Raw genomic sequence first — 25988 nt, 5'->3', positions numbered from 1 at the left:
GCACCGGAAGCGGCCAATTCACGCCGTGAGCGCAAGGCCGGGCCGGCGTGATGGCGGGCAGGCTCAGTCCTGTGCCACGGCCTGGTTGCGGCCGGCGTCCTTGGCCCGGTACAGCGCCTTGTCGGCCGCATGCAGCACGTCCTCGGGGCTGCCCCCGGCGGCCGGCCGGGCACAGGCCACGCCGACACTGATCGTGACCACGCTGGCAACCCGCGATGCACGGTGCGGCAACTGGCACTGCTGTACAGCGGCCACCGCGCGGCCGGCAAGCGCCAGGGCCGCGGCACCGTCGCTACCGGGCAGCAACAGGGCAAATTCCTCGCCGCCGTAGCGCGCCACCACACAGCCCGCGCCATCGACCTGGGCATCCAGCACCGCCGCCACCCGGGCCAGCGCGGCATCACCGGCCAGGTGGCCGTGGTTGTCGTTGTAGGCCTTGAAGTCATCCACATCGACCAGCAACACCGACAGCAGCCCGTCCTGGTCTGCCTGGTCCTGCCAGGCCTGCAGCAAGGCGCTGGTGAAGGCACGGCGGTTGGCAATGCCGGTCAGCGCATCCTGGCTGGCCAGACGCTCCAGCTGGGCATTGGCCAGGTGCAACGCCTCGGTGCGCCGGCCGACCTCTTCGGTGAGCAGACGCTCGCGCTGCTGGCCGCGACGCAGGCGCAGCCAGACGCCACCGGCGAGCAGGCCGACGCCGGCCAGCAGCATCAGCCCGCGCATCCACCAGGTCTGGTACCACTGCGGCAGCAGGCTGAAGGAAAGCCCTGCCCCCTGCTCGTTCCAGACCCCGTCATTGTTGCTGGCCAGCACCCGGAACACATACCTGCCCGGCGGCACATTGGTGTAGTACGCCTTGCGGTTGTTGCCGGCCTCGCGCCATTGACGATCAAAACCTTCCAGCCGGTAGCGGTACTTCACCGCGGCCGGGGCCACGTAGCTCATCGCCGCAAAATGGAACTCCAGCCGCTCCACTGCCGGGCCCAGCCTGTCCACCGCCTGCAGGGGCACTTCCTGGCCATCCACGATCATCCGCTCGATGGCCACCGGCGGAATCCGCGCATTGCCCTGGATATGCGCCGGATCCACCACCACCACGCCCTTGGCCGTACCGAACCACAGGCGTCCATCGTCACTGCGTGCGGCCGGCGTCTGCGAAGCGCCATTGCCCTGGGCACTGAGCATGCCGTCGACCAGACCGTACCAGTGCGGCGCCACCGAGCTGCCGCTGCCCGATGCCAATGCCAGCAGGCCGGCACGCGGGATGCGGCCGATGCCGCGGTTGGAACTGAACCACAAATTGCCCAGGCCATCATCGAACAGCGCAAACACCGCATCGCCGTAGAAACCGGCGTTCTGGGTGAAATTGCTCACCTTGCCCTTGTGCACCCGTGTGATGCCCACGCTGGTGCCCAGCCACAGCTCGCCATCACGGCCGGGCAGGAAGGCGAACACGCTGGTACCGGGGAGGCCATCGGTCCCGCAGGTGTCCAGCACACCACGGTAGTAGCAGCGCAGGCCACTGCGCTGGCCAATCCACAACCGCCCCTCGCCATCCTCGTACAGGGCGCGGGTGTCATCGCCACGGGTGGCCTCCAGCACCTGCACCTGCTCGCCGTCGATGCGTGCCACGCCCTGCAGGGTGCCGGCCCACATGCCACCGGCGCGGGCCGGGGCAAAGGCGAACACGATGGTGCCGGGCATGCCATCGGCCAGGCCGAAGGTGCGGGCGCGGCCCTGCGCATCGAAACGGGTCACGCCTTCGGTGCCGGCGACCCACAACCGGCCCTGTGCATCGGACAGGATCGAGCGCACCAGCAGGCTGGGCAGCTGGCGGTTCATTGCCTCGTCCAGCACCATGCCCGGTGCCTGGTAACGGGCCAGGCCGCCCCCATCGGTGCCGACCCACAACGGGCCACCGGGCACCTGGTGCACCGCACGCACCGCGTTGGACGGGCCCGGCACCAGCAGGCTGATCAACTTGGACTGGCTCAACCGCTGCAAGCCCGAGGAGGTGGTGCCGATCCAGAAGTTGCCTTCGCGGTCTTCCAGCATGGCCCGCACGGTCTCACCGCCCATGCCCGGCAGCGTGTTGTCGCATTCCAGCGCCTTGCCGACCAGGCGGCACAGGCCCATGCCCAGCGGCGCGAACCACACCGTGCCGGCGCGATCGGCGTACAGGGTGTAGATGCGCTTGTCATCCAGCGCTGCCAGCGCCGGTAAACGCTGGAAACGGCCATTGGCAAAGTATGCAGGACCATTCTGGGTGCCGACCCAGACCACCCCGGACGGGGCGACCGACAGGCTGTACACCGCCTCGCTGGGCAGGCCGTGGTCCAGGCTGTACAGGCGCGCCTTGCCGCGTTGCCAGTGCACCACCCCGACCCCGTCGGCGGCGATCCACACCCCACCGGCAGGATCAGCGACCAGCGCACGGTAGAAACCGCGCGGTGGGAAACCATCGGCGTTGCCAAGCAGCTGCACATGGCCGTTGCGCATGCGCATCACGCCCAGGTTGGTGGTCAGCCACAGCGCCCCCTCGCTGTCGGTGACGATGCCGAACACACTGCCGGCATCACCGGGCAGCGCCACCGGGGTGAGCTGGCCGTCGCCGTAACGGTACAGGCCGCCATTGAGGGTACCCACCCACAGTCCGTGCTGGCCATCGGCCGCCACCGCGGTGATGGCCGAGCTCTTCAGCGCGGGCGCCACACGCTGGTCGACCGTGTCAAAGCCGTCCCCGCTGTGGCGCACCAGGCCGCCATAGGTGGCCAGCCAGACTGCTCCGTTGCCCTGCTCGGCAATGGACAACACAGTGCCCTGCGGCAACTGGTTTTCATACCAGACATGGGTGTACTGGCGGATCGGGCGGTCAGGCACCAACGCCCGTGCCGGCGCGATTCCCGCCAGCAGCCACACCACCATGCACGCCGACAGGGCAGCTCCCCGGCCACCCACGCCATCAAGCCTGAGCACAACGCATCCACATGAGGACAAATTACGTAAATATTAACAGCGTGTGATACACAGCACAGTTACAGCCATGGCCGACCACGCCACCGGCAAGGCCCGCACGTAATCGGCTTGTGTCCAACCATCGCCAGGGCCTGAGCGGCGAACCGCAAGCAGAGCCGGATTGCCGGCAAGCGTGCCGGCGTCCGGATTGCAGAAAAAAGGCGACCCGGTTTCCCGGGCCGCCTCCTTGCTTACTGCACCTGAGTACCGATTACTTCAGGCCGCGGTTGCGCAGCAGCGCATCGGCGCTGGGCATACGGCCGCGGAAGGCCTTGTAGCTCTCGGCCGGGTCGCGGGTGTTGCCGACCTCGTACACCTCACGGCGCAGCTTGGCCGCCAGCTCCGGGTCGAACACGTTGCCGGTTTCCTTGAACGCATCAAAGCCATCGGCATCCATCGCTTCGGCCCAGGTGTAGGCGTAGTAGCTGGCCGAGTAGCCGCCATCGAAGATGTGGCTGAAGTGCGGCAGGCGGTGGCGCATGCCGATCTGCTCGGGCACACCCAGCTCACGCAGCTGCTCGGTCTCCCACTTGCCGGCATCAAAGTCGGCCGGCAGTTCGGTCAGCTGGTGCAGGCGCATGTCCAGGATGGCCGAGGACAGCTGCTGGATGGTCGAAAAACCCTGGTTGAAGGTCTGCGCGTTGAGCAGCGACTCCAGCATGGCCTTGGGCATCGGCTCGCCGGCCGCGTTGCGGGCATGGGCCTGCAGGATGGTCGGCTCGGTGATCCAGTGTTCGTAGACCTGCGACGGGAACTCGACGAAGTCACGTGCCACTGCCGTGCCCGACAGGCTCGGGAAATACGCCTTGGACAGCATGCCGTGCAGGCCATGGCCGAATTCGTGGAACAGGGTCTGCGCCTCGTCCAGCGAGATCAGCGCACGCTCACCGGCAGCCGGCGGGGTGATGTTCTGGTTGTTGACCACGATCGGGGTCTCACCGAGCAGGCCGTTGGGCACGCGGATGCTGTTCATCCAGGCGCCGGGACGCTTGGTCGGACGGGCAAACCAGTCGGCGTAGAACAGGCCGACCTTGCGTCCGTCGGCCTCGCGGATCTCGAACACGCGCACGCCGTCAGCGTAGACCGGGATGTCGGTGCGCTCGTGCGCGGTCAGGCCGAACAGCTTCTGGGTGGTTTCGAACATCGCCTCGACGATGCCGTCCAGCGGCATGTACTGCTTGACCTGCGCCTCGTCCAGTGCGAAGCGCTGGCTGCGCACCTGCTCGGCGTAATAGCGCCAGTCCCACGGCTGCACGTCGGTGATGCCGTCCTTGGCCGCCAGGGCCTGGATGTCGGCCAGCTCTTCGTTGGCACGCACCAGGGCCGGGGTGTAGACGCCCATCAGCAGGTCCATCGCCGCTGCCGGGGTCTTGGCCATGGCATCGGAAAGGACGAAATCGGCGTGGGTGGCCGCGCCCATCAGCTTGGCGCGCTCGATGCGCAGCTCGACCAGGCGCTTGATTTCGGCGCTGGTGTTGTTGGCATTGGCGTTGTCGCCGCGGAAGCTGAAGGCGCGCCAGATCTTCTCGCGTGCGGCACGGTTGGGCGCAGCGGTCAAAAACGGTTCGGCGGCCGAACGGGTGGCCGGGAACAGGTACTGGCCGGCCTGGCCGGCAGCGGTCGCCGCGGCAGCCGCCGCGCTGGTCTGGTCGGCCGGCAGGCCTTCCACTTCGGCCGCGCTCAGGAACACGTCATTGGCCTTCTGGTCGGCCAGCAGCTTCTGGCCGAACTGCACGCCGAGGTTGGCCATTTCTTCGTTGATGGCGGCAACGCGGGTGCGGGCGTCGGCCGACAACGCGGCACCGGCGCGCACGAAACGCTTGTGGGTCTGTTCCAGCAGGCGGGCCTGCTCGGCATTCAAGCCCAGCTCGGCGCGCTTGCTGTACAGCGCATCCACGCGCTGGAACAGCGCCTGGTTGAGCATGGTTTCGTTGGACAGGCGGGCCAGCTTCGGAGCGATGGCCTTCTGCACGGCCTGGTTGGCGGCGGTGGCATCGGCCGAAGCCACGGTGAAGAAGGTGCTGGCAACGCGCGACAGCTCGCGGCCGGAACGCTCCATCGCCTCGATGGTGTTTTCAAAGGTGGGCGCGGCCGGATCATTGGCGATGCGCTGGTTCTGTTCGCGTGCAGCGCTGATGGCCAGGTCGAACGCCGGCTCGTAGTGCTCCGGCTTGATGCGGTCATACGGCGGCACGCCGTCGGGGGTGTTCCAGGCGCCAATCAGCGGATTGGCCGACTGCTCGGCACGCGCCGGGGTGGAACCGGCGACGCTGGACGGGCTGATGCCCATCAAGGAGGCCGCAATGGCGGTGGAAAGGACACACGTACGAAGGATCATCAGCAGCTTCCTGACACAGTTGACCGCCCAATGTATGTCAAGCGGCAATCTTTGCGCGTGCCAGAAGTCCCGGGCTCCCCCTGGTACCAGATCAAGACAGGCAGCCAGGTCATTTGAGCCATGACAAGCGCGCCGCAGGCCCGTGTATCGGGGACATCTGGCCACTGCCATGGCGCCCCGCACCAACGTCCACGCGATTGCTGCGCGCCACCCTGAGCGCACTGCACGCCCGCGCTCGTCATCGCCTTGCGCGCCCTGGGTACAGGCCGGAAAGACAAAACCCCGCCGAAGCGGGGTTTTGTCAGTACCGTGATTGGATCACGCTCGAGCGGCGATCAGCAGCCGATCATGCCCACGGATCGCGCAGGATCATGGTGTGGTCACGATCCGGGCCGGTGGAGACGATCGAGATCGGGCAACCGGCCAGCTCTTCCAGCGAACGCAGGTAGGCGCGTGCGGCCGGCGGCAGCTTGTCCCATTCGGTCACGCCGTGGGTGTTTTCGCTCCAGCCCGGGAACTCCAGGTAGACCGGGGTGATTTCTTCCCAGCCCTGGGCGTCCAGCGGCGCGTACTCGGTGCGCTTGCCACGGTATTCGTAGGCAATGCACACGTTGAGCTTTTCCATGCCGTCCAGCACGTCCAGCTTGGTGATGCACAGGCCGGAGATGCCGTTGATGGCCACGGCGCGCTTCAGGGCGACGATGTCCATCCAGCCGCAGCGACGCGGGCGGCCGGTGGAGGCACCGTACTCGGCACCGCGGTCACGGATGCCCTGGCCGACATCGTTGTCCAGCTCGGTCGGGAACGGGCCGCCGCCGACGCGGGTGGCGTAGGCCTTGGCGATACCCAGCACGTAATCAATGTCCTGCGCGCCGACGCCGGTGCCGGCCAGTGCGCCGCCCACGGTGGTGTTGGAGCTGGTCACGTACGGGTAGGTGCCGTGGTCGATGTCCAGCAGGGCGCCCTGCGCACCTTCAAACAGCACGCGCTTGCCCTGCTTGCGCAGGTCATGGCAGATGCCGGCAACGTCGGACTTCATCGGCTCGACGTACTCACCGAAAGCCAGCGCTTCCTGGTAGGTGGTCTCGAAGTCGACCGGGTCCACACCCAGGTACTGGGTCAGCACGAAGTTGTGGTAATCCAGCGCGGCCTTGAGCTTTTCGGCCAGCTGTTCCGGGTAGTGCAGGTCGGCGATGCGGATGCCGCGACGTGCCACCTTGTCTTCATAGGCCGGGCCGATGCCACGGCCGGTGGTGCCGATGGCCTTGCCGCCGGCGGCCTTTTCGCGGGCCTGGTCCAGGGCAATGTGGTAGGGCATGATCAGCGGCGCAGCCGGGGAAATCTTCAGGCGCGAGCGCACTTCCACGCCGGCGGCTTCCAGCTCTTCGATTTCCTTCTTCAGCGCGGCCGGGGAGATCACCACGCCGTTGCCGATCAGGCACAGCGCGTCATCGCGCAGGATGCCCGACGGGATCAGGTGCAGGACGGTCTTCTTGCCGTTGATGACCAGGGTGTGGCCGGCGTTGTGGCCGCCCTGGAAGCGGACAACCGCACCGATTTCCTCAGTGAGCAGATCGACGATCTTGCCCTTGCCTTCATCGCCCCACTGGGCACCAAGAACAACAACAGACTGACCCATGGCGGGCAACTCCTAGATTGTGTGCAGCCATCGGGGCTGCGAAAAGTGACCGCAGCTGCTGCCCTGCTGGTGGGTACGGCTGTCCATCGGGGACAGCCAGACCAGCACGGCCACAGACACGGAAAAAGCCGAACGGGGTCACCCGTCCGGCTTTTCTGGATTATCCGGGTTTTGCCTGCCCGCTGCCAGCCCCATCGACCCGGACCGGCACAGCGCCGATTCAGTCAACCCCCGGCCGGCACGCCGGCACCCTCAGTGCCGCAGCCACCACAGGGTTGCCAGGCCAGCGGCAATGGCCACCGCACCGAAGCGGCGCAGGGCCGCCGTCGGCAGGCCCAGCATCTGCACCACCATCTGCCGCCAGGCATTGGGCAGGGCGAACAGGATCAGGCCTTCAATCACCGCCACCAGGCACAGGGCGGCCCACAGGTCATTCATCGGTTCTGGCTCCAAAAACCAGGGCCGGCATCGCTGCCGGCCCCGGAATGCTACGGGTGATGGCGATCAGCGGTCGCTGCGCATGTACTGCAGGAACGGGTCGTTCTTGTCCAGCACGATCACGCCATTGCCGTCGGCCATCGAGGCGCGGTAGGCCTCCAGCGAACGGTAGAAGGCGTAGAAACCGGCATCGGCCGAACCGGCCTTGCCATAAGTGGCCGCCGCCTGGGCATCGCCCTCACCGCGCAGACGCTGCGCATCACGCTCGGCCTCGGCCAGCAGCACGGCGCTTTCGCGGTCGGCCTGGGCGCGGATGGCCAGCGACTGCTCCTCGCCTTCGGCGCGCAGCTTGGCGGCCTCCTGCTTGCGCTGGGCGCGCATGCGCTCGTACACGTCGGTGATCACCTGGCTGTCGGTGGGCAGGTCGATCTGCTTGATGCGCAGGTCCACCATCTGCATGCCCAGGGTCTTGACCGCCTCGTTGATGCCCTTGAGCTGGCCGGCGATCAGCTCGCTGCGGTCGCCGGAAACCAGCTGCTGCAAGGTGCGCGAGTTGATCTGGTTGCGCAGCGAGTCGGTGATGATTGGTGCCAGACGGGCATTGACCACCTTGTCATCGCCACCGGTGGCGCGGTAGTAGGCCTGGGTGTCGGAGATGTAACCGATGGCGAAGAAGTCAACGCTGACGTCCTTCTGCTCGGCGGTGAAGTAGCGTGCCGGCGGCATGCCCATCACCTGGAAGCGGCGGTCGAACACGCGCACGGTTTCCACCAGCGGCACCTTGAAGTGCAGGCCCGGCTTGACGTCCGCACGCACCACCTTGCCCAGGTTCAGGACAATGGCGGTCTGGTCCTCACGCACCACGTAGACCGAGCCGAGCAGGCCCAGCAGCACGGCAACGATGATGCCGACAATCAACGAACTCCTCATCGCACCACCTCCTCACGACCACCACGCACGGCACTGCGGCCGGCCTCGCGCATGCCGTCAGCCGGACTCTGCGTCATTGCCGGGGCCAGCACTTCGGGAGTGACCACCGGCGATGCCGGGGTACGCCCGGCATCGGCCGGCATCGGGACATAGATCAACTGCCGGCCGTCACCGCCGATCACCTTGCGGTTGCCGGCCAGCACCTGCTGCACGGTTTCCAGCCACAGGCGCTTGCGGGTCACTTCCGGGGCGTTGCGGTATTCGGCGGCCAGCAGGCTGAAGCGCTGCGCGTCACCGTCGGCCTTGGCAATCACCGATTCCTTGTAGCCTTCGGCCACGGTGCGGGTACGGGTGGCCTGGCCACGCGCCTCGGGCACCACCTTGGCCGCATAGGCCTGGGCTTCGTTGATCAGGCGTTCCTTGACCTGCTGGGCACCGTTGACCTCGTCAAAGGCCGGCTTGACCTCTTCCGGCGGTCGCGCGTCAGGCAGGGTCAGGCCGGTCACGCTCAGGCCGGTACGGAAACTGGCCAGCTGTTCCTGCAGGCGGTCACCGGCGGTGATGGCCAGCGGGCCACGGTTGTTGAGCACCGAGTTCAGGTCGGCACGGCCGACCTGCTCGCGCACGGCCGACTGGGCCACCTGCTCCAGCACCTGGTCGGCATCAATGGTGCCGAACAGATAGGCACGCGGGTCTTCCACGCGGTACTGCACGTTCATGGTCACCGAGACGATGTTCTCGTCACGGGTCAGCACCGGCACGGTCGCCGAGAAGGTCTTGATCTGGGTCGCATTGACCTTGACCACCGACTCGATCGGCCACGGCAGCTTGAAGTTCGGGCCCGGCTCGAGCACACGCGAGAACTGGCCAAAACGCAGGACCACGCCACGCTGCTGTTCGCCGATCAGCTGGAAGCTGGACAGCACTACGCCCAGGCCCACGGCCAGCAGGACCCAGCGGCCGATGCCACCATCGAACAGGTCGCGCAACGGCCCCGGCAGGCCACCGCCGAATCCACCGCCATTACCGCCACCACTGCCGCGGTTGTTGCCACGCGGCGGCCAGTTGCCATCACCACGCGGGTTGTCGTCGGGGCGCTTGCCGCCACCGCTGCCAGGTACGTTCCAGGCCATGCATGCTCCATCGGTCGTGGCTGCTGCCCGGGCCATTCCCGTGCCCGCAGCCGTCAATCGTCCCCCGATTCTACTGCATGCACGTCCCCATCCCGGCCCTGACCGGCTATCTTGGCCGCCTTGTTCACCCTGCAGGACCGCCCCCATGCCCTCCACGGCCGCTTTTACCGCCTTCCGCATCCACAACGACGACGCCGGCTACCGCAGCGGCCTGGAAACCATGAGCCTGGAGCAGCTGTCCCCGGGCGAGGTGGTGATCGCCGCCCAGTGGTCCTCGGTCAACTACAAGGACGCCCTGGCCGGCACCGGCAAGGGCAAGATCCTGCGCCAGTTCCCGCTGGTCGGCGGCATCGACGTGGCCGGCACCGTGATCGCCTCCAGCGACCCGGCCTTCAAGGAAGGCGATGCGGTGATTGCCACCGGCTGCGGCATGAGCGAGGTGCGTGACGGCGGCTACAGCCAGGTCGTGCGCCTGCAGTCCAAGTGGGCCATCCCGCTGCCGGCCGGCCTGAGCCTGCGCGAGGCGATGATCATCGGCACCGCCGGCTTCACCGCCGCCCTGGCCCTGTTCCGGATGACCGAAAACCGGCAGAGCCCGGCCCATGGCCCGCTGGCCGTGACCGGCGCCACCGGCGGGGTCGGCTCGCTGGCGGTGGACATCTTCAGCCAGGCCGGCTTTGAAGTGCACGCGATCAGCGGCAAGGCCGACCAGGCCGATTACCTCAAGAGCCTGGGCGCGACCGAAGTGCTCGGCCGCGACGCCCTGGCCACCAGCAAGCCACTGGAATCGGCCCGTTTCGGTGGCGGCCTGGACAATGTCGGCGGCCCCATGCTGACCAGCCTGCTGGCCCAGACCAAGCCTTACGGCAATGTCGCCAGCGCCGGCCTGGCCGGCTCGCCGGCGCTGGACATGACGGTGATGCCGTTCATTCTGCGCGGGGTCGGCCTGCTGGGCATCGCCAGTGCCGGCACCGCCCGCGACATCCGCGGCCGGGTCTGGGAAAAGCTGGCCGGCGAGTGGAAGCCGCGCCACCTGGAGCGCATCTGCACCCGCCAGATCGGCCTGGAGCAGCTGCCCGAGGTGTTTGCCAGCATGCTGGCCGGGGGCTCGTTCGGCCGCACCGTGGTCAAGATCGACTGATCGGCCAGCGTTGCGCGTCAAAAAAGCGCCTGCCACGTCGTAAATGTGCACCGGCATCTTCTTTTTGACGCCGGTGCCCTACTACACTTGGGCTCAGCAACGGGGAGACAACATGGCACGCGTTCTGATCGTGGACGATTCACCCACACAGCTGATGGGTATCCAGCGCATCGTCGAAAAACTGGGGCATGAAACCTTCACCGCCACCGATGGCGCCGCCGGCGTCGAGGCGGCCCTGGCCAACCTGCCGGACCTGGTCCTGATGGATGTGGTGATGCCCAACCTCAACGGCTTCCAGGCCACGCGCACGCTCAAGCGCGAGGCCAGCACCAGCCACATCCCGGTGATCCTGGTCACCACCAAGGACCAGGACACCGACCGCATGTGGGGCATGCGCCAGGGCGCCAAGGCCTACATCACCAAGCCGTTCTCCGAGAGCGAGCTGTCCGAGGTGATCGAACGCGTGTTCAGCGCGGCCTGATCCGGCCCACGCCGCCTCACCAGACAAACGACAGGGCGGCCAATGGCCGCCCTGTCGTCATTTGCGCCATTGCCAGTGCGTCTCAGACGCTCTGGCCGAAGGCCTTGGCCAGCTGCTCGTAAGCCTTGCGCTGGGCTTCGTCGGTCGGAGCCGGGGCATTGATCTCCAGCTCCACGATCTGGTCGCCGTTGGCCGCACCACCGGCCTGCGGCAGACCACGGCCACGCAGGCGCAGCTTGCGCCCGGCTTCCGAACCGGCCGGAATCTTCAGCTCCACCGTACCGCCCAGGGTGGGCACGCTCAGGCTGGCGCCCAGGGCGGCCTGCCACGGGGTCACGCTCAGGGTGTGCAGCACATTGCGCCCATCCACCTCGAACTGCGGGTGGTTGGCATAGTCCACTTCCAGCAGCAGGTTGCCGCCGCCCGTGCCCTGCCCGGCCAGACGGATCACCTGGCCCGGACGGATACCCTTGGGCACACGCACATCCAGCTGCTTGCCGTTGACCGTGATGCGGCGGCTCTCACCGGCATACACCGCTTCCAGTGGCACCGCAAAACGGGCGCGGGTGTCCTGGTTGGGCGCTGCGCCACCAAAGCCGGCACCGCCCTGGCGGCCTCCGGCACGCTGGCGGAAGATGCTTTCGAAAAAGTCGCTGAAACCGCCGCCGGCGCCACCACCGGCACCGCCGCTGAAGATGTCGCCGAAATCAAAGCCGCCAGCCCCGCCACCGTAGCCCGGCGGCACATTGACCTCGTCACCCGGGCGGTAGCCCTGGTTGCGCAGCTGGTCGTAGGCGGCCCGCTTTTCCGGATCGCGCAGCGCCTCGTAGGCCTCGTTGATGCCCTTGAACTTGTCTTCGGCACCGGCCTCCTTGGACACGTCCGGGTGGTACTTGCGTGCCAACCGACGGTAGGCGGTCTTGATTTCGGCATCGCCCGCGCCCGGCTCCACACCCAGCGTTGCGTAGTAATCCTTGAACTGCATTGTTCACCTCATGCAAATGGCCCGTCACCTTGCGGCGCCGGGCCTGTTGGATGGCATGGTAACAGCGGGCAGCGGCCCGCCGCAGCGTCCGGACTCAGTCCGCTGCGCGGCCCGCATCAACAGCGGCAGGGTCCGCCTGCGTGGTAGCCGCCACGACCGCAGGCACACTGCCTTCCAGCGGCAGCCCGGCGCCGATGCTGATCCGGCGGGGGCCGGCCTCGGCCTTCTTCGGCAGCCACACTTCCAGTACGCCATGCGACCCATGGGCACCCACCTGGCTGGCATCAACACTGTCAGGCAGCACAAAGCGTCGCTCAAAATTGCCAAAACCGCGTTCGCTGCGCGACAACCGCCCTTCACCGGAGACCAGCGGAGGCTGTCGCTCCCCCCTGAGCACCAGCTCGTTGCGCTCGATCAACAGGTCAATGCCGGCCGGATCCACCCCGGGCAGATCTGCCCGGATCAAGAAACGCGACGGTTCCTCGACGATGTCTACGGCCGGCACCCAGGCCGCACTGGCCGTGGAATGTCCCAGTGAATCCAGCATCTGGCGCAAGCCGTCGCTGCTCAGCGGATCGGTCTGGAACTGGCGGTAACGTACGATGCTCATGATGTTCCTCCGTGTCGTGGAAGACGCGGCCGCTGCCGCGCCGTTGCTGCCTACATGTGGCTGGCGGCCGACGCTTCAAGACCTCAGCGCAGCCACTTTCAGGCACACTCAACAAACATTCACCAAGGAGGCGACGCCATGACCGTCAAACCCGGCGACATCCTGCCCGACATTGCCCTGAAGACCCTCAACGAAGGCCTGCAGACCCACCATGCCAGCACCCTGTTTGCCGGGCAGAAGGTGGTCCTGTTCGGCGTGCCGGGAGCCTTCACCCCGACCTGCAGCGCGCGCCACCTGCCCGGGTTTGTCGAGCATCTGGAGCAGTTCACCGAGCGTGGCGTGCAGGTGTTCTGCATCGCGGTCAACGACCCGTTCGTGATGCAGGCCTGGGGCCGCGAGCAGAACGTACCGGCCAGCCTGCAGCTGGTCTCCGACGGCAATGCCGAACTGACCCGCCACTGGGGCCTGGAACTGGACGCCAGCGCCTCGGGCATGGGCACTCGCTGCAAACGCTTTGCCATGTACATGGAGAACCGCCAGATCAAGCAGGTCTTCATCGAAGAACCGGGCAAGTTCGAGGTTTCCTCGGCCGAAGCGATGCTGGCGGCGATCGACGCGGCCTGATGCACGCAGGGCTGCGCCACTGACAACACCCGGCCTGGCCGGGTGTTGTTGTATCCGGCGATGTTTGCCTTGCGCCTGCGCGTCAATGCGGTGGGTTATTCCAGCACCCGGTAATCGATGCGCTGCCAGTTGCCATCGGCAGCCAGTGCGGTGAGCGTATGCGCACCGGGGGAGCCGGGATCGAACACGAAGCTGCCGCCGGCCGGGGTGCGGGTCAGCCAACGGCCATCGCGCAACCAGTCCACCGGGCCGCTGCCGGCCAGGGCACGCAGGCGCAGGCCCGGACGATGCCGCGCGCCCGGGGCCGGAGCGATCACTGCGCCCTGGCGCAGGCCTTCGATCGACAGCAGGGCCGCCTGACGCAGGCCATCGTCCTGGCAATCCGGCGCCAGCGCCGGCAGCTGGCCAGCCTGGCGCTCGGCCTGGCCCAGCCATGGCTGCAGGCGTACCGGCCAGTGGTGCAGCTCACGCACGGCACTGTGTGGATGTTCGCCACGGCACTGCGCACTCAGGCGCTGGCCGCTGTCCAGATCCACCCGTACCTGGCTGCGCAACGGCCACTGCAGCGGCGCATCAAGCTCGGCCAGGGTCGGCGGCACCTGGCCATCAAGCACCCAGGCCTGACGCCGGCGCGCACATTGCCCGGCCGGGGTCTGTTCCAGGGCCATGCCGCCGGGCCAGCACACCAGCTGCTGGCTGACGCTGGCCGGCATCTGCAGCGCGCTGGCCGGGCCTTCCTGCGGCAGGCTGTCAAACACTTCCAGCAGCAACGGCAGCGCCGTCACCGCGCCGTACTGGCCCGGCAAGGGCGTGCCATCGGGACGGCCGACCCAGACCCCCACCGTATGCGAGGCGCTGCTGCCGATCGCCCAGGCATCACGGTAGCCATAGCTGGTGCCGGTCTTCCAGGCCACCGCCTGACGCCGGCTGATATCAAACGTGCCGGGACGCTCGCCCGGGCGTGGTTGCTCGAGCAGGATCTGGCGCACGATCCACGCCGCCCCGGGCGAAACCAGGCGGCGTTCCTGCAGCGGCGCATCTGGCTGGTAGCGCACCTTGCCGGCCATCCCGCCGCGGCTCAGGGCGGCATAGGTGCCGACCAGATCCTCCAGCCGCGCCCCGGTGCCGCCCAGGATCAGGGCCAGGTTGGGCCGGGCACCCCGGGCAAAGCGCAGCGGCAGGCCGGCATGCTGCAGACGGGCGGCGAAGCGGGCCGGGCCGATACGCTGCAGCAGGTCCACGCTGGGCACGTTGAGTGATTGCTGCAGGGCGTGATCCACCGCCACCGGGCCGCGGAAATCCTCATCGAAATTGCCGGGCCGGTAATCACCGAAAGACTGCGGCGCATCCACCAGCAGACTGCCGGCATGGATCAAGCCATCATCCAGGGCCATCGCATACAGCAGTGGCTTGAGGGTGGAACCGGGCGAGCGCCAGGCCCGCACCATGTCCACATGGCCGGCGCGGCGGCCATCACCGAAATCCAGCGAGCCGACATAGGCTCGTGCCTGCAGGCTGGCGTTGTCCACCACCAGCAGGGCGGCCGAACTGCGCTCGGGCAGGTGGGAGAAATACGCCTCCAGCCGCTGCTCCAGGGCGCGCTGCAGGTTGGCATCGATGCTGGTGTCGATGCGCTGCGCCTGCGGCCGGGCCTGGTGCAGGCGCTGGGCCAGCAGGGCCGCCTGCAGCGGTGGTTGCAGGCGCCGGGTGATCACCGCCTCCTGCCGGGCCTCGGCCACCTGCTGGGCTGACCACACCTGCCGGGCCTGCATCCGCGCCAGGACCTTGTCACGGGCGCGTTGAGCGGCCTGCGGATGGCGGTCCGGGCGCAGCCGGCTGGGCGCCTGCGGCAGCACCGCCAACAAGGCCGCTTCGGCATGCGAGAGCGCACTGGCCGGCTTGCCCAGATAGGCCCAGCTGGCCGCCTGCACCCCTTCGATGGTGCCGCCGAACGGGGCGCGCTCCAGGTACAGGGTGAGGATCTGGCGCTTGTCAAGGTGCGCTTCGAGCTGCAGCGCGCGCAGGATCTGGCGCGCCTTGCCGGCGATGGAGCGGGTGTCCGGCTCGAGCAGGCGGGCCACCTGCATGGTCAACGTGGAGCCACCGGAGACGATCCTGCCCTGCCCCAGCCACTGCTGCGCGGCCCGCAGCAAGGCCCAGGGATTGACCCCGGGATGATGCGCAAAGTGCCGGTCCTCGTAGGTCAGCAGGGCCTGCAGGTACAGCGGGGACACGCTGTCCGGGTCGGCCGGATAACGCCACACCCCCTGGTTATCGGCAAACGCGCGCAGCGGGGTACCGTCAGCGGCAACCACCAGGGTCGCGGTGTCGCGCTGCCCGGGCAAGGGCAGCGGAAACACCTGATCCAGCACCAACAGGCCCAGCAGCACGGCCACCGTGCCCCAGCGCAGCAGTGCCAGCAGCCGGCGCCACGACCGGCCGGCGCTGGCCGGGCCGGGATCGGAAACGGCCAGCATCAGGGCCCGACCACCTCGATACTGGCCGGTGCCGCCTTGCCCACCCCGCGCAACTGCGGCCGGTACATGTCTTCCACCAGCGGCGGCGGCACCTGGTACTGGCCCGGGCTGACCGCCCGCACCAGGTAGTAGACGCGGGCGGTACTGCCGGCCGACAGCCGCAATGCGGCCACATAGCGGTCATCGAGCAGGCCTTCGTAACGCACGCTGGCCTGCTCGCCACGCTCGGACACCGCGACCCCGTCGATGCGCACATCGGCCCACTGGCGCGGGTCGGACAGGTTGAAGTTTTCCAACTCCAGGCCGGCCGGCAGCAGGTCGGTGAGCAGGGCCTGGGGCATGGAGCGGTTGGCGGTGATGGACACCCGCGCCACCAGCAACTGCCCTTCGCGCAAGCGGCCACCGTCAAAGCGGGTGCCATCGGGATGGAAGTAATCGCGCAGCACCCGCACCTGGCGCTCGTCGAAGGCCGGAGCCTGGCGCGGGATGCCGGCCACCTCGTAGCTGGCATACACGGTGCCGCCCGCAGCGGCCTGCCACGAGGCCCCGCTGGCCAGTTGCGCGGCGTCGAGCTGACGCACGAACTGGCGCGCATCATTCACCGGCTCGGCCTTGCCGCCCAGCACGAACTGCCCCTGCAGACGCGCATTGCTGCCGGCCAGCAGGCGCTCGCCCAGCCGGGCCAGGGCAATCTGCTCCTGGGTGCTCAACCACAGACGGCCACCACCGGCCCGTGCCTGCAGCTCGCGTGACACCTCCAGCGCCGCTGCGCTGTTGCCGGCCAGGTCGTGCTCCAGGGCCAGGGCCAGCACCAGCGAACGGTCGCGCACCGCACTGCCGTAATCGTTCAATTCGGTCGGCCGCGCCGCCACCCGGTCCAACGCCTGGCGCATCGCTGCCTGGCCACGGTTGCGGTCCCCCTGCAGGGCCAGCGCCGCGCCCAGGTGGGCCGCCGGCAAGGGCCCGACGGCCTGCTTGAGCTCGTTGTCATACAGCGTGCGCAGGGTGCCCAGCGGGGCCTGGTTGACCCGGGCCAGCACATAGGCGGCATGGGCACGGTAGGCCAGGCGCAGGTGGTCACGCTGGCTCTGGCCATAGAACATCTGGCTGTTGGACAGCAGGTCCTCCTTCAGCCGCTCCAGTGCCTTGTCCAGCACATGGGCCGGCACCGCGAACCCGGCCTGGCGTGCACGCAGCAGGAACTCGGCCACATGCGGGGTCAGCAGGGCATCGCTGCCGTCACTGCCGCCCCACATCGAGAAGTGGCCATTGCCGCCCTGCAGGGCCGCCAACCGGGCAAAACTGCCTTCCAGGCGTGCCCGGCGCTCGTCCGCCTGCAACCCGGGCATGCCCATCGCGCCGGCCGTGGCCTGGTCCAGCAACAAGGCCGCCCAGCCGCGGCTGGTGGTCTGTTCGGCACAGCCATAGGGATAGTCCAGCAGGCCCTGCAGCGCACTGGCATAGGGAATGGGCGGCACCGGCGAGACCTGCATGCGCGCCAACAGCGAGCCGGGCAACAGGCCCGCTGCCATGTCCGGATCGAACCGCCCCTGGGCGCCTGCGGCCACGGCCTGGCTGGCGGTGAGCACCACCTGCGGCCACGGCGCACGCACCGGCAGCTCGTACTCACGGCTGCTCTCCACCCCGTTGCCCTGCACCCGCACGCGGACCTTGGCCACCTCATGCCCGGGCTGGGCCTGGAGCGCGAAGCGCAGGGTCTTCTTGGCCCCGTCAGCCAGCTCCAGGGTTTGATGGCCGCCTTCCACCTGCAGCGGCCCTTCAGCCTGGACCTGGACCTGGAAACGCCCAGGCTTGCCACTGAAGTTCTGTACATCCAGGGTCAGTGCACTGCGATCGCCCGGGGCCAGCACCCGCGGCATGCTGGCCTCGGCCACCACCGGCGCGCGCACCACCGTTTCAGCACTGGCCTGGCCGTAGTGGTCATCGCCATAGACCAGGGTGGACACCCGCAAGCTGCCGTTGAAATCCGGCACGTCCAGACGCACGCTCACCTGGCCACGCGCATCCAGCTGCACCGGCCCGGAGAACAGGTCCACCGTCTGTACCCGCGCGGTCGGCCGGCGGGCCTGGGGCAAGGCATCCAGGGCCATGTCACCGCCGAAACGCAGCTTGCCCATCACCCCTTCGAAACTTTCAATCACCCGCCCGTACAGGTCGATGGCATCGATGCCCAGGCGACGCTGGGCGAAGAAGTGCGCCGCCGCATCGGGCACCGGATAGCGGGTGATGTTGGTGATGCCCACATCCACCGCCGACACCGTGGCATGGGCGCGCTTGCCGGCCAGTGCCGGCACCTGCAGGTTGACCGTCATCGCACGCCCGGGCTGCATCTGCGCCGGGGCCTGCAGCTGCACCGGCACACTGCGCGCGCGCCGGTCCATCGGCACATGCACCACGCCCAGGGCCCGGGCCGGGGTGACCCGGCTGCTGGCACTGCCACCGCGCAGGACCAGGGCCGTCAGGTAGACATCATGGCGTTCCCAGTCGGCGGTGACCGGCACCTCGAAGCTGCCGTCGGGCTTGAGTTCGATCGGCTGCACATGCAGCAGGCGGTCGCTCTCCACCAGCAGCAGGCCATGCCCGCGCTGCGGCGCGGTGACCTGCACCTTGAGCGTGTCACCGGCACGGTAGGCGGTCTTGTCCAGGGCCAGCTTGACCTTGTCCGGGCGCGCATCCAGGCCGCGGTTGCCATCATTCCAGTTCCAGCCGGCGCGGAACGGCAGGCGGGTGACCAGACCGGTGGCCGGGTCACGCACCTCCAGCCGGTAATCGCCCCACTCCACCGCAAACTCCACATTCACCGGCTCGGCGCCCAGGTCCAGCTTGCGCGTCTGCACGGTCTGGTAGCGGCGGTTGAAGTCATAGCTCCAACGCCCGTCCTGCAGGGTCCAGTGGTAGTCACGCTGTTCGCGCACCAGGCTGACCTCGGCGCCGGCAACCGCTTGCGGGCGTCCCTGTGCATCCACGCGCAACAGGGCGAAGCCGGCCTTGGCATTGATGTCGGCACCGTCCTTGAGCTCGAACAGCGGGCGGATGCCGATCAGCTGCGGCGCCGGCCACAGCACCCGCGACAGACTGCGGTTGACTGCCCGCCCGCCAGTCTCGTGCACGCTGGCATTGAAGCTGGCCAGGATCGGCGTCTTCGCCGCCAGCGCCTCGGCCGGCAGGGCCAGGCGCTCCTGCCAGCGGCCGTCGGCCGGCAGGGTCACATCGATCAGGTCCTCGTTGCTGGCTGCCGGCAGGTTCACCGTGGCATCGCCGAAGACATAACCGGGCAGTTTGCCTTCCAGCGGCGTGCTGGCCACGCTCAGGGCAAGGCGCCCGGTGAACCGGTTGCCCCCGGCCGGGGCACCGTACAGGTAGGCGGCCTGGGCACTGAGCGGAAACACGTTCTCGCGCCCCAGGGTTGCCGCGCTACTGTCCAGCTCCAGCTTCATCCGCTCCGGCAGGAACTCCTCGATGCGCAGGCTCATCGCCTGGACCAGTTCGCGGCTGTCCGGCTCGGTGCGGAATTCCAGCTGCCAGCGCCCGGTCGGCACGTCGGCCGGCAGGGCCTGTTCGAACAGCACATAGCCCTGCGCATCGGGCTGCAGGCGGGCCTGGCGGAACAATTTGCCATCAGGCTGTTTCAGGCTGGCAAACAGCGCCTGGGCACCCTTGTCCGGGCCGGCCACCGGCTTGCCGTCCTGGTCACGCAGCAGTGCCGAGATGCGCAGCGTCTCGCCCGGGCGGTACAGGTCGCGCCCGGACCAGGCAAACACGTCAAACCAGGCATTGCGCCGCCCGGCCACACTGAACTCGCTCAGGTCCAGGGCCGGCTGGTTGAAGGCCAGCAGGCTCTGGTCCTTGCCCAGCCCGGCCAGCAGCACATGCGCCGCATCGAGCTGGTAATCGAGCAGGGCATTGCCGTGGCGGTCGGTCTGCGCACGCAGCAAGGGCTCGCCCTTGGCATCAAGGATGCGCAGCTGCACATCACCCAGCGGCTGGCCGGAGGCCAGCGAGGCGGCATGGACGAACAGGCGCTCGCCATAGGCGCGCACATGCAGGCCGATGTCGGTCACGCTGAAGAAGGCCGTTTCCCATTCCTGTTCGTAATTTCCGGTGCGCTTGAGCAGGGCGAAGTACAGGCCGGGCTCGCGCAGCTGGCTGATCTGGCCGATCGGCAGGTAGGACACCGCCCGCTCGTTGGGCTTGGTGTCCAGCGCGAACCGGGTCACATACACCGGGTCGGCCAGCTCGGCCAGCGGCTTTTTGCCGTTGTAACGCGAATCCAGCTCCCAGCTGCCACGCGCACCGGCGCGCTGGTACTGGCGCAGGAAGGCCGGCAGCGCCGACTCGCGCACACGCAGGAACTCCACGTCGATGTCGGCCACATTGACCGAGACCACCGGCAGGCCACGGCTGTCACGCGCCGGCAGCACACTGCCCTGGGAAGCGAAGGACGCGGCCGGTGGCAACTGGCCGCTGTGCACATCCACGCTGCGGGCCTGGCCCAAGGCCTGGCCATCCACATTCTGCAGGGCAGCATCGATGCTGACCTGGTATTGCGTATTGGCCTGCACGAAGGGATAGCGCAGGCGCAGGCCGTCATCGTCCAGGGCCCAGCTGCTGGGCTCGCCCTTGTGCCCGGCCACCTGCAGCAGCTTGTCGAACTCCTGGGTGGGCAGCAGGCGCTGGCTGAATTCCAGCACCAGGCTGACCCCGTCACTGTCGCTTTCCGGATAGGCCGAGACCAGCCCGAAGCCCTCCACGGCATCGCGCGTGGTGGCAATACGCTCACCACTGACCGCCGGCAATACCCCTCCCGGATCGCGTTTGCAGCCACTGGCCAGCACCAGCCCCAGCAGCAGCACCATCCCGGCCCAGCGCGCGCACATCGACATCCTGTTGATCATGGCGTTCTCCCAGCGTTGGGCCGAGTATAACCAGCCAACCCGGGGCCATCGGTGCACTGGCGCACAGCCTGGCCCAGCCACCGCGCCAGGCTAGCGCGACGTGCTCAGCGCCTCAGAAGCTGCCGGCCGGCACCCGCACCCAGCCTTCCATCAGGATGCGTGCCGAACGCGACATCACCGCCCGGGTCACACTCCACTGCCCGTCCACCTGCTGGGCCTGCGCGCCTACGCGCAGGGTGCCGGACGGATGGCCGAAGCGCACCGCATCACGCGCCCCGCCCCCGGCGGCCAGATTGACCAGGGTGCCGGGGATGGCCGCGGCGGTGGCAATGGCCACCGAGGCGGTGCCCATCATGGCGTGGTGCAGCTTGCCCATCGACATCGCACGCACGTTCAGGTCGATGTCGCCGGCCGCAATCGCCTTGCCGGCCGAGCTGAGGTAATCCGTGGCCGGGGCGACCCAGGCAATCTTCGGCGTGTGCTGGCGGGTAGCCGCTTCTTCGGGCGTCTTGATCAGGCCCATGGCCAAAGCGCCGGCCACGCGGATGCTTTCCAGTTTCGCCAGCAAGGCCTTGTCGGTATTGATGGCCGGCTGCAGCTCGGTGCCGGTGAAACCGATGTCGGCGGCATTGACGAACACGGTGGGGATGCCGGCAGTGATCATGCTGGCCGGCAGCGCGCCGATACCCGGCACCTCCAGCACATCGACCAGGTTGCCGCTCGGGAACAGCGCGCCGCCGCCCTCGCCTTCTCCCTCGTCGGACGGATCCAGGAACTCCAGCACGATCTCGGCGGCCGGGAAGGTCACCCCGTCCAGCTCGAAATCACCGCTTTCCACCACCGCGCCAGCGGCTACCGGCACATGGGCCAGGATGGTCTTGTTGATGTTGGCCTGCCAGATGCGCACGCTGCAGATACCGTTGGCATCAACGCGGCTGGCATCGACATACCCCGCATGGATGGCGAATGCGCCGGCCGCGGTGGACAGGTTGCCGCAGTTGCCCGACCAATCGACAAAGTTTTCTTCGATGGCCACCTGGCCATACAGGTAGTCCACGTCGTGATCCGGCCGGCTGCTGGGCGAGAGGATCACGCACTTGCTGGTGCTGGAGGTGGCCCCACCCATGCCGTCGGTCTGCTTGCCGTAAGGGTCGGGCGAGCCGATCACCCGCTGCAACAGCGCATCACGCGCCGGCCCCGGCACCCGGGCAGCGGCGGGCAGGTCTTCCAGACGGAAGAACACCCCCTTGGAGGTGCCACCACGCATATAGGTGGCCGGGATGCGGAGCTGGGGAGCATGGAGCGGGACAGGAGCAGTCATGGCGTAATCCGGGGCAGGTCAGCAGGAAATGACAGGAAGAACTAAGACAACAAGGCAAGGGTCAGCCTGAATCCGCAGGCTGGGCTGCACGCCCGCGCGGAAACACAATGATTTGCGCCGGTGGCAGCAAATGCTGCTGCAGCAACTCCAGCGGGCGGTGCCAGTCCATATAGCGGGTTGTACGTGGCAGCTTGGGGTGTTTGAAAAACCCCTGCCACTCCAGCGAAGCTGCTTCGGCCAGTGAACAGCCATCAAGCTCGAAACGCTGCCAGGCCAGCAGCTTGCGCTGGTTGATCGAAGCCAGCAGGCTGCGGTCGGCAGTGGCCCCGAAAACAAAGCCCGCCTGCAGCGCCGCCACCTCGGCATCGACCTTGTCGCTGTCGATGCCGTAGTACTCGCACAAGGAAGCAAATTGCACCGCGGCACGCTCATGCAGCACGCGCAGGCCGGCGGCATTGCCGTTGAGCATCAGCGTTGCGCCGGTGGCCGCGTTGAGCATCACCACATACGGTTTGCGGTTCCAGAAGTCGATGTCGGCATACCACTCGCCCAGCGGGTTGGCTTGCGCTTCCGGCACAGGCGGTTTGGCCGGCAGTTTCAGGCGCTTGAGCAGTTTTGCAGTACAGCGTAGGGCAACCATCGACCTTCCCTCAGTACAAATCAGAACAGGCCCATCTGCGTGAGCGGGGGGTCGCGCTCGGGCAGCAGGGGCCAGCGGCCGAGCACGTCATAGCGGTAAGCGTCGCCATGGCCGTGGCCGATGACCAGCAGCAGCTCATCGATGCTCCAGCGCACCGGCTCCGGCAGGCGCACGGTGGGCAGCAGCGCCGGAGCGTCATAGCTCAGGGTGACGTGCGGGGTCACCCCGGTGGCGATGGCCCCGAGCCCGGCCAGCTGCAACTGTTGCTGCACCGCGCCGAGCAGCGGTTTGAAGGCGGTGTCGCTGCCGGCACGCAGGGTCACATGGATACGCCCGGACAGGTTGGCAGCACTGTCAATGCGGGTGTAAGCCACGGTGGTGGCATGGGCCCGCACCGCCGCCCCCACCGCACGCAGCTGATCGATCTGCGCATCATTGGGGGCAAAGATGCGCTCGGACAGCGACTGGTGCCAGTTGTCCGGCGCAAACAGCGAGCGACCCAGTGCATCCAGGACACCGTACTCACGTGCGGCCGCCTCGATGGCCATGCGCACCGCAGGCGGCGGCATGGCAGCGAAGAACATGCGCGGCGTACTCATTGCCGGCCGACCATCGGATCAGACATTGCCGGCCAAAAAGTCCTGGGCGAAACGCTGCAGCACGCCACCGGCCTGGTAGACAGACACTTCCTCGTCCGAATCCAGACGGCACAACACCGGCACCACCAGCTGGCTGCCATCGCGGCGGTTGACCTGCAGCGACAGCTGCGCACCCGGCGCATACGCACCGACCACGTCATAGGTTTCGGTGCCGTCCAGGCCCAGCGTCAGGCGGTTGGTGCCGGGCAAAAACTCCAGCGGCAGCACGCCCATGCCGATCAGGTTGGTGCGGTGGATGCGCTCGAAGCCCTCGGCCACGATCACTTCCACACCGGCCAGGCGCACGCCCTTGGCGGCCCAGTCACGCGAGGAGCCCTGGCCGTAATCGGCACCGGCAATGATGATCAGCGGCTGGCCGCGCTCCATGTAGGTTTCAATGGCTTCCCACATGCGCATGACCTGGCCTTCCGGCTCGACCCGGGCCAGCGACCCCTGCTTGACCTGGCCATCGACCACGGCCATTTCATTGATCAGCTTGGGGTTGGCGAAGGTGGCGCGCTGGGCGGTGAGGTGGTCACCACGGTGGGTGGCGTAGGAGTTGAAGTCCTCTTCCGGCAGGCCCATGCGGGCCAGGTACTCGCCTGCCGCGCTGGAGGCGAGGATCGCGTTGGACGGGGACAGGTGGTCGGTGGTGATGTTGTCACCGAGCAGGGCCAGCGGACGCATCCCCTGCAGGGTGCGCGGCTTGGCCAGGGCGCCCTCCCAGTACGGCGGGCGGCGGATGTAGGTGGACTGCGCGCGCCAGTCATACAGCGGGCTGACCTTGGCCGCCTTGCCGGCACTGCGGGCGAACATCGGCTCGTACACGCTGCGGAACTGCTCCGGCTTGACCGCCTTGGCCGCCACCGCATCGATTTCGGCATCGGACGGCCAGATGTCGGCCAGACGCACTTCATTGCCGTCGGCATCGATGCCCAGCACGTCCTTTTCGATGTCAAAACGCACGGTGCCGGCAATGGCGTAGGCAATCACCAGCGGGGGGGAGGCCAGGAAGGCCTGCTTGGCATACGGGTGGATGCGGCCATCGAAGTTGCGGTTGCCGGAAAGCACGGCCGTGGTGTACAGGTCGCGGTCGATGATTTCCTGCTGGATCACCGGGTCCAGCGCACCGCTCATGCCGTTGCAGGTGGTGCAGGCGAAGGCCACGATGCCAAAGCCCAGCTGTTCCAGCTCGGCCTTCAGCCCGGCCTCTTCCAGGTACAGCTGCACCGCCTTGGAACCGGGCGCCAGCGAGGACTTCACCCACGGCTTGCGGCTCAGGCCACGCGCGTTGGCATTGCGTGCCAGCAGGCCGGCGGCAATCACGTTGCGCGGGTTGGAGGTATTGGTGCACGAGGTGATGGCGGCGATGATCACCGCGCCATCGGGCATCAGGCCATTGGCCTCATCAAGACGACCGGCTTCCAGCTTGGCCGCATCGGCAATGCCACGCTCGGCCAGTGCGGCCACCGGCAGGCGGCGATGCGGGTTGGACGGCCCGGCCAGGGTGCGCTCCACCGCCGACAGGTCAAAATGCAGGGTGCGCTCGTAGGTCGCGCCGGCCAGGTCATCGGCCCACAGCCCGGCGGCCTTGGCGTAGGTTTCCACCAGGGCAATCTGCTCGGCGCTGCGGCCGGTCAGGCGCAGGTAGTCCAGGGTGTTGTCATCGATGAAGAACAGCGCCGCGGTGGCGCCGTATTCCGGGGCCATGTTGGCGATGGTGGCGCGGTCACCGATGGTCAGCGCGGCGGCGCCGGGGCCACGGAATTCCAGATAGGCACCTACCACCTTTTCCTTGCGCAGGAACTCGGTCAGGGCCAGCACCACGTCGGTGGCGGTGATGCCCGGCTGCGGCTTGCCGGCCAACTCCACCCCGATCATTTCCGGGGTGCGCATCCAGCTGGCGCGGCCCAGCATCACGTTCTCCGCTTCCAGCCCGCCCACGCCCACCGCGATCACGCCCAGCGCGTCCACATGCGGGGTGTGCGAGTCGGTGCCCACGCAGGTGTCCGGGTAGGCCACGCCCTGCTCCACACCGATCACCGGGCTCATTTTCTCCAGGTTGATCTGGTGCATGATGCCGTTGCCCGGCGGAATCACATCCACGTTCTGAAAGGCCAGCTTGGTCCAGTCGATGAAGTGGAAACGGTCGGCGTTGCGGCGGTCTTCGATGGCCCGGTTCCTGGCAAAGGCCTGCGGGTCATAGCCACCGCATTCCACTGCCAGGGAGTGGTCCACGATCAGCTGCACCGGCACCACCGGGTTGACCTTGGCCGGGTCACCGCCGGCTTCGGCGATGGCATCGCGCAGGCCGGCCAGGTCGACCAGGGCGGTCTGGCCGAGGATGTCATGGCACACCACACGGGCCGGGAACCACGGGAAATCACGCTCGCGCTTGCGCGTGACCAGCTGCTCCAGGCAGGCGTCGATGATGGCCGGCTCGGCGCGGCGCACGATGTTCTCGGCATGCACGCGGGCGGTGTACGGCAGCTGCGCCCACGCACCGGGGGCCAGCGCCTCCACGGCAGCGCGCGCATCGAAGAAATCCAGGGAGGTGCCCGGCAGGGGCTTGCGGTGAGTGTTGTTCATGGGTGGCCAGTGGACGCGGCAGGCAGGAGTGGCGGCAACGCAGGCGCGTTGGCCAAGGACAGACCGCCTGCCG

General features: G+C 67.9%; 17 protein-coding genes. 3 read left to right on the top strand and 14 right to left on the bottom strand.

All coding sequences use genetic code 11. From position 1 onward, the window contains the following. Positions 1-63 precede the first annotated feature (63 nt). The 6 genes from ABB30_RS13255 to hflK form a co-directional block, all read right to left on the bottom strand. Positions 64-2976: a ligand-binding sensor domain-containing diguanylate cyclase gene (locus ABB30_RS13255; RefSeq protein WP_245626511.1), complete on the bottom strand. Its 2913-nt coding sequence runs from the start codon at positions 2974-2976 to the stop codon at positions 64-66. Positions 2977-3226: 250 nt separating this feature from the next. Further along, complete coding sequence (locus tag ABB30_RS13250; protein ID WP_211263489.1) at positions 3227-5353, bottom strand: M3 family metallopeptidase; 2127 nt, start codon at positions 5351-5353, stop codon at positions 3227-3229. 346 nt (positions 5354-5699) lie between these two features. Further along, positions 5700-6992, bottom strand: a complete 1293-nt coding sequence (locus tag ABB30_RS13245) for an adenylosuccinate synthase (RefSeq protein ID WP_057638798.1) — start codon at positions 6990-6992, stop codon at positions 5700-5702. A 252-nt stretch (positions 6993-7244) separates the two neighbouring features. Continuing rightward, on the bottom strand, positions 7245-7430 hold the full coding sequence (locus ABB30_RS13240; RefSeq protein WP_057638797.1) for a DUF2065 domain-containing protein: 186 nt from the start codon (positions 7428-7430) through the stop codon (positions 7245-7247). A 66-nt stretch (positions 7431-7496) separates the two neighbouring features. Beyond that, positions 7497-8360, bottom strand: coding sequence for a protease modulator HflC (hflC, locus tag ABB30_RS13235; RefSeq protein WP_057638796.1), 864 nt, complete (start codon positions 8358-8360; stop codon positions 7497-7499). After that, the gene (gene hflK, locus ABB30_RS13230; protein WP_057638795.1) at positions 8357-9493 is read right to left on the bottom strand and encodes an FtsH protease activity modulator HflK; all 1137 of its coding nucleotides are present in this window, start codon (positions 9491-9493) and stop codon (positions 8357-8359) included. Before hflK ends, hflC begins: the two co-directional genes overlap by 4 nt. Positions 9494-9638: 145 nt before the next feature. Between hflK and ABB30_RS13225 the strand changes: the two genes are divergently transcribed. Together ABB30_RS13225 and pilH are read left to right on the top strand one after the other, a co-directional pair. Then, entirely contained in the window at positions 9639-10634 is a 996-nt protein-coding gene (locus ABB30_RS13225) for an oxidoreductase (protein ID WP_057638794.1), read from the top strand. A gap of 112 nt (positions 10635-10746) precedes the next feature. Then, positions 10747-11115, top strand: coding sequence for a twitching motility response regulator PilH (gene pilH / locus ABB30_RS13220; protein ID WP_057638793.1), 369 nt, complete (start codon positions 10747-10749; stop codon positions 11113-11115). Between the two features lie 82 nt (positions 11116-11197). Here pilH and ABB30_RS13215 read toward each other — a convergent pair whose 3' ends face one another. Next, positions 11198-12100: a DnaJ C-terminal domain-containing protein gene (locus tag ABB30_RS13215; protein ID WP_057638792.1), complete on the bottom strand. Its 903-nt coding sequence runs from the start codon at positions 12098-12100 to the stop codon at positions 11198-11200. 94 nt (positions 12101-12194) lie between these two features. Further along, positions 12195-12710: an Hsp20/alpha crystallin family protein gene (locus ABB30_RS13210; protein WP_057638791.1), complete on the bottom strand. Its 516-nt coding sequence runs from the start codon at positions 12708-12710 to the stop codon at positions 12195-12197. Positions 12711-12848: 138 nt separating this feature from the next. Here ABB30_RS13210 and ABB30_RS13205 point away from each other — a divergent pair, with 138 nt between their 5' ends. Continuing rightward, positions 12849-13334, top strand: coding sequence for a peroxiredoxin (locus ABB30_RS13205; protein ID WP_057638790.1), 486 nt, complete (start codon positions 12849-12851; stop codon positions 13332-13334). Between the two features lie 95 nt (positions 13335-13429). Here the strand turns inward: ABB30_RS13205 and pbpC are convergent, their stop codons facing one another. The 6 genes from pbpC to acnD form a co-directional block, all read right to left on the bottom strand. Continuing rightward, positions 13430-15811 carry a penicillin-binding protein 1C gene (pbpC, locus tag ABB30_RS13200; protein ID WP_057638789.1) on the bottom strand — a complete coding sequence of 794 codons (2382 nt, stop codon included), beginning with the start codon at positions 15809-15811 and terminating at the stop codon, positions 13430-13432. Beyond that, entirely contained in the window at positions 15811-20715 is a 4905-nt protein-coding gene (locus ABB30_RS13195) for an alpha-2-macroglobulin family protein (protein WP_057638806.1), read from the bottom strand. Before ABB30_RS13195 ends, pbpC begins: the two co-directional genes overlap by 1 nt. 124 nt (positions 20716-20839) lie before the next feature. Further along, positions 20840-22048, bottom strand: a complete 1209-nt coding sequence (gene prpF, locus ABB30_RS13190) for a 2-methylaconitate cis-trans isomerase PrpF (RefSeq protein WP_057638788.1) — start codon at positions 22046-22048, stop codon at positions 20840-20842. A 61-nt stretch (positions 22049-22109) separates the two neighbouring features. Next, a complete protein-coding gene (locus ABB30_RS13185) occupies positions 22110-22688 on the bottom strand; it encodes a DUF6933 domain-containing protein (RefSeq protein WP_152980744.1) in 579 nt (192 codons plus the stop codon). Between the two features lie 20 nt (positions 22689-22708). Further along, positions 22709-23287, bottom strand: a complete 579-nt coding sequence (locus ABB30_RS13180) for a 2'-5' RNA ligase family protein (protein WP_057638786.1) — start codon at positions 23285-23287, stop codon at positions 22709-22711. A gap of 18 nt (positions 23288-23305) precedes the next feature. Then, on the bottom strand, positions 23306-25915 hold the full coding sequence (gene acnD, locus ABB30_RS13175; RefSeq protein WP_057638785.1) for a Fe/S-dependent 2-methylisocitrate dehydratase AcnD: 2610 nt from the start codon (positions 25913-25915) through the stop codon (positions 23306-23308). Between the last annotated feature and the right edge of the window lie 73 nt (positions 25916-25988).

Source organism: Stenotrophomonas ginsengisoli (assembly GCF_001431485.1).
Lineage (GTDB): Bacteria > Pseudomonadota > Gammaproteobacteria > Xanthomonadales > Xanthomonadaceae > Stenotrophomonas > Stenotrophomonas ginsengisoli.
This window is presented reverse-complemented; position numbering and strand designations above follow the sequence as displayed.

What these genes read in the sequence shown, in the direction of transcription:
- ABB30_RS13250 (WP_211263489.1), bottom strand. Translation starts at nt 5,353, where the DNA reads ATGATCCTTCGTACGTGTGTCCTTTCCACCGCCATTGCGGCCTCCTTG.
- ABB30_RS13245 (WP_057638798.1), bottom strand. Translation starts at nt 6,992, where the DNA reads ATGGGTCAGTCTGTTGTTGTTCTTGGTGCCCAGTGGGGCGATGAAGGC.
- ABB30_RS13240 (WP_057638797.1), bottom strand. Translation starts at nt 7,430, where the DNA reads ATGAATGACCTGTGGGCCGCCCTGTGCCTGGTGGCGGTGATTGAAGGC.
- hflC (WP_057638796.1), bottom strand. Translation starts at nt 8,360, where the DNA reads ATGAGGAGTTCGTTGATTGTCGGCATCATCGTTGCCGTGCTGCTGGGC.
- hflK (WP_057638795.1), bottom strand. Translation starts at nt 9,493, where the DNA reads ATGGCCTGGAACGTACCTGGCAGCGGTGGCGGCAAGCGCCCCGACGAC.
- ABB30_RS13225 (WP_057638794.1), top strand. Translation starts at nt 9,639, where the DNA reads ATGCCCTCCACGGCCGCTTTTACCGCCTTCCGCATCCACAACGACGAC.
- pilH (WP_057638793.1), top strand. Translation starts at nt 10,747, where the DNA reads ATGGCACGCGTTCTGATCGTGGACGATTCACCCACACAGCTGATGGGT.
- ABB30_RS13215 (WP_057638792.1), bottom strand. Translation starts at nt 12,100, where the DNA reads ATGCAGTTCAAGGATTACTACGCAACGCTGGGTGTGGAGCCGGGCGCG.
- ABB30_RS13210 (WP_057638791.1), bottom strand. Translation starts at nt 12,710, where the DNA reads ATGAGCATCGTACGTTACCGCCAGTTCCAGACCGATCCGCTGAGCAGC.
- ABB30_RS13205 (WP_057638790.1), top strand. Translation starts at nt 12,849, where the DNA reads ATGACCGTCAAACCCGGCGACATCCTGCCCGACATTGCCCTGAAGACC.
- pbpC (WP_057638789.1), bottom strand. Translation starts at nt 15,811, where the DNA reads ATGCTGGCCGTTTCCGATCCCGGCCCGGCCAGCGCCGGCCGGTCGTGG.
- ABB30_RS13195 (WP_057638806.1), bottom strand. Translation starts at nt 20,715, where the DNA reads ATGTCGATGTGCGCGCGCTGGGCCGGGATGGTGCTGCTGCTGGGGCTG.
- prpF (WP_057638788.1), bottom strand. Translation starts at nt 22,048, where the DNA reads ATGACTGCTCCTGTCCCGCTCCATGCTCCCCAGCTCCGCATCCCGGCC.
- ABB30_RS13185 (WP_152980744.1), bottom strand. Translation starts at nt 22,688, where the DNA reads ATGGTTGCCCTACGCTGTACTGCAAAACTGCTCAAGCGCCTGAAACTG.
- ABB30_RS13180 (WP_057638786.1), bottom strand. Translation starts at nt 23,287, where the DNA reads ATGAGTACGCCGCGCATGTTCTTCGCTGCCATGCCGCCGCCTGCGGTG.
- acnD (WP_057638785.1), bottom strand. Translation starts at nt 25,915, where the DNA reads ATGAACAACACTCACCGCAAGCCCCTGCCGGGCACCTCCCTGGATTTC.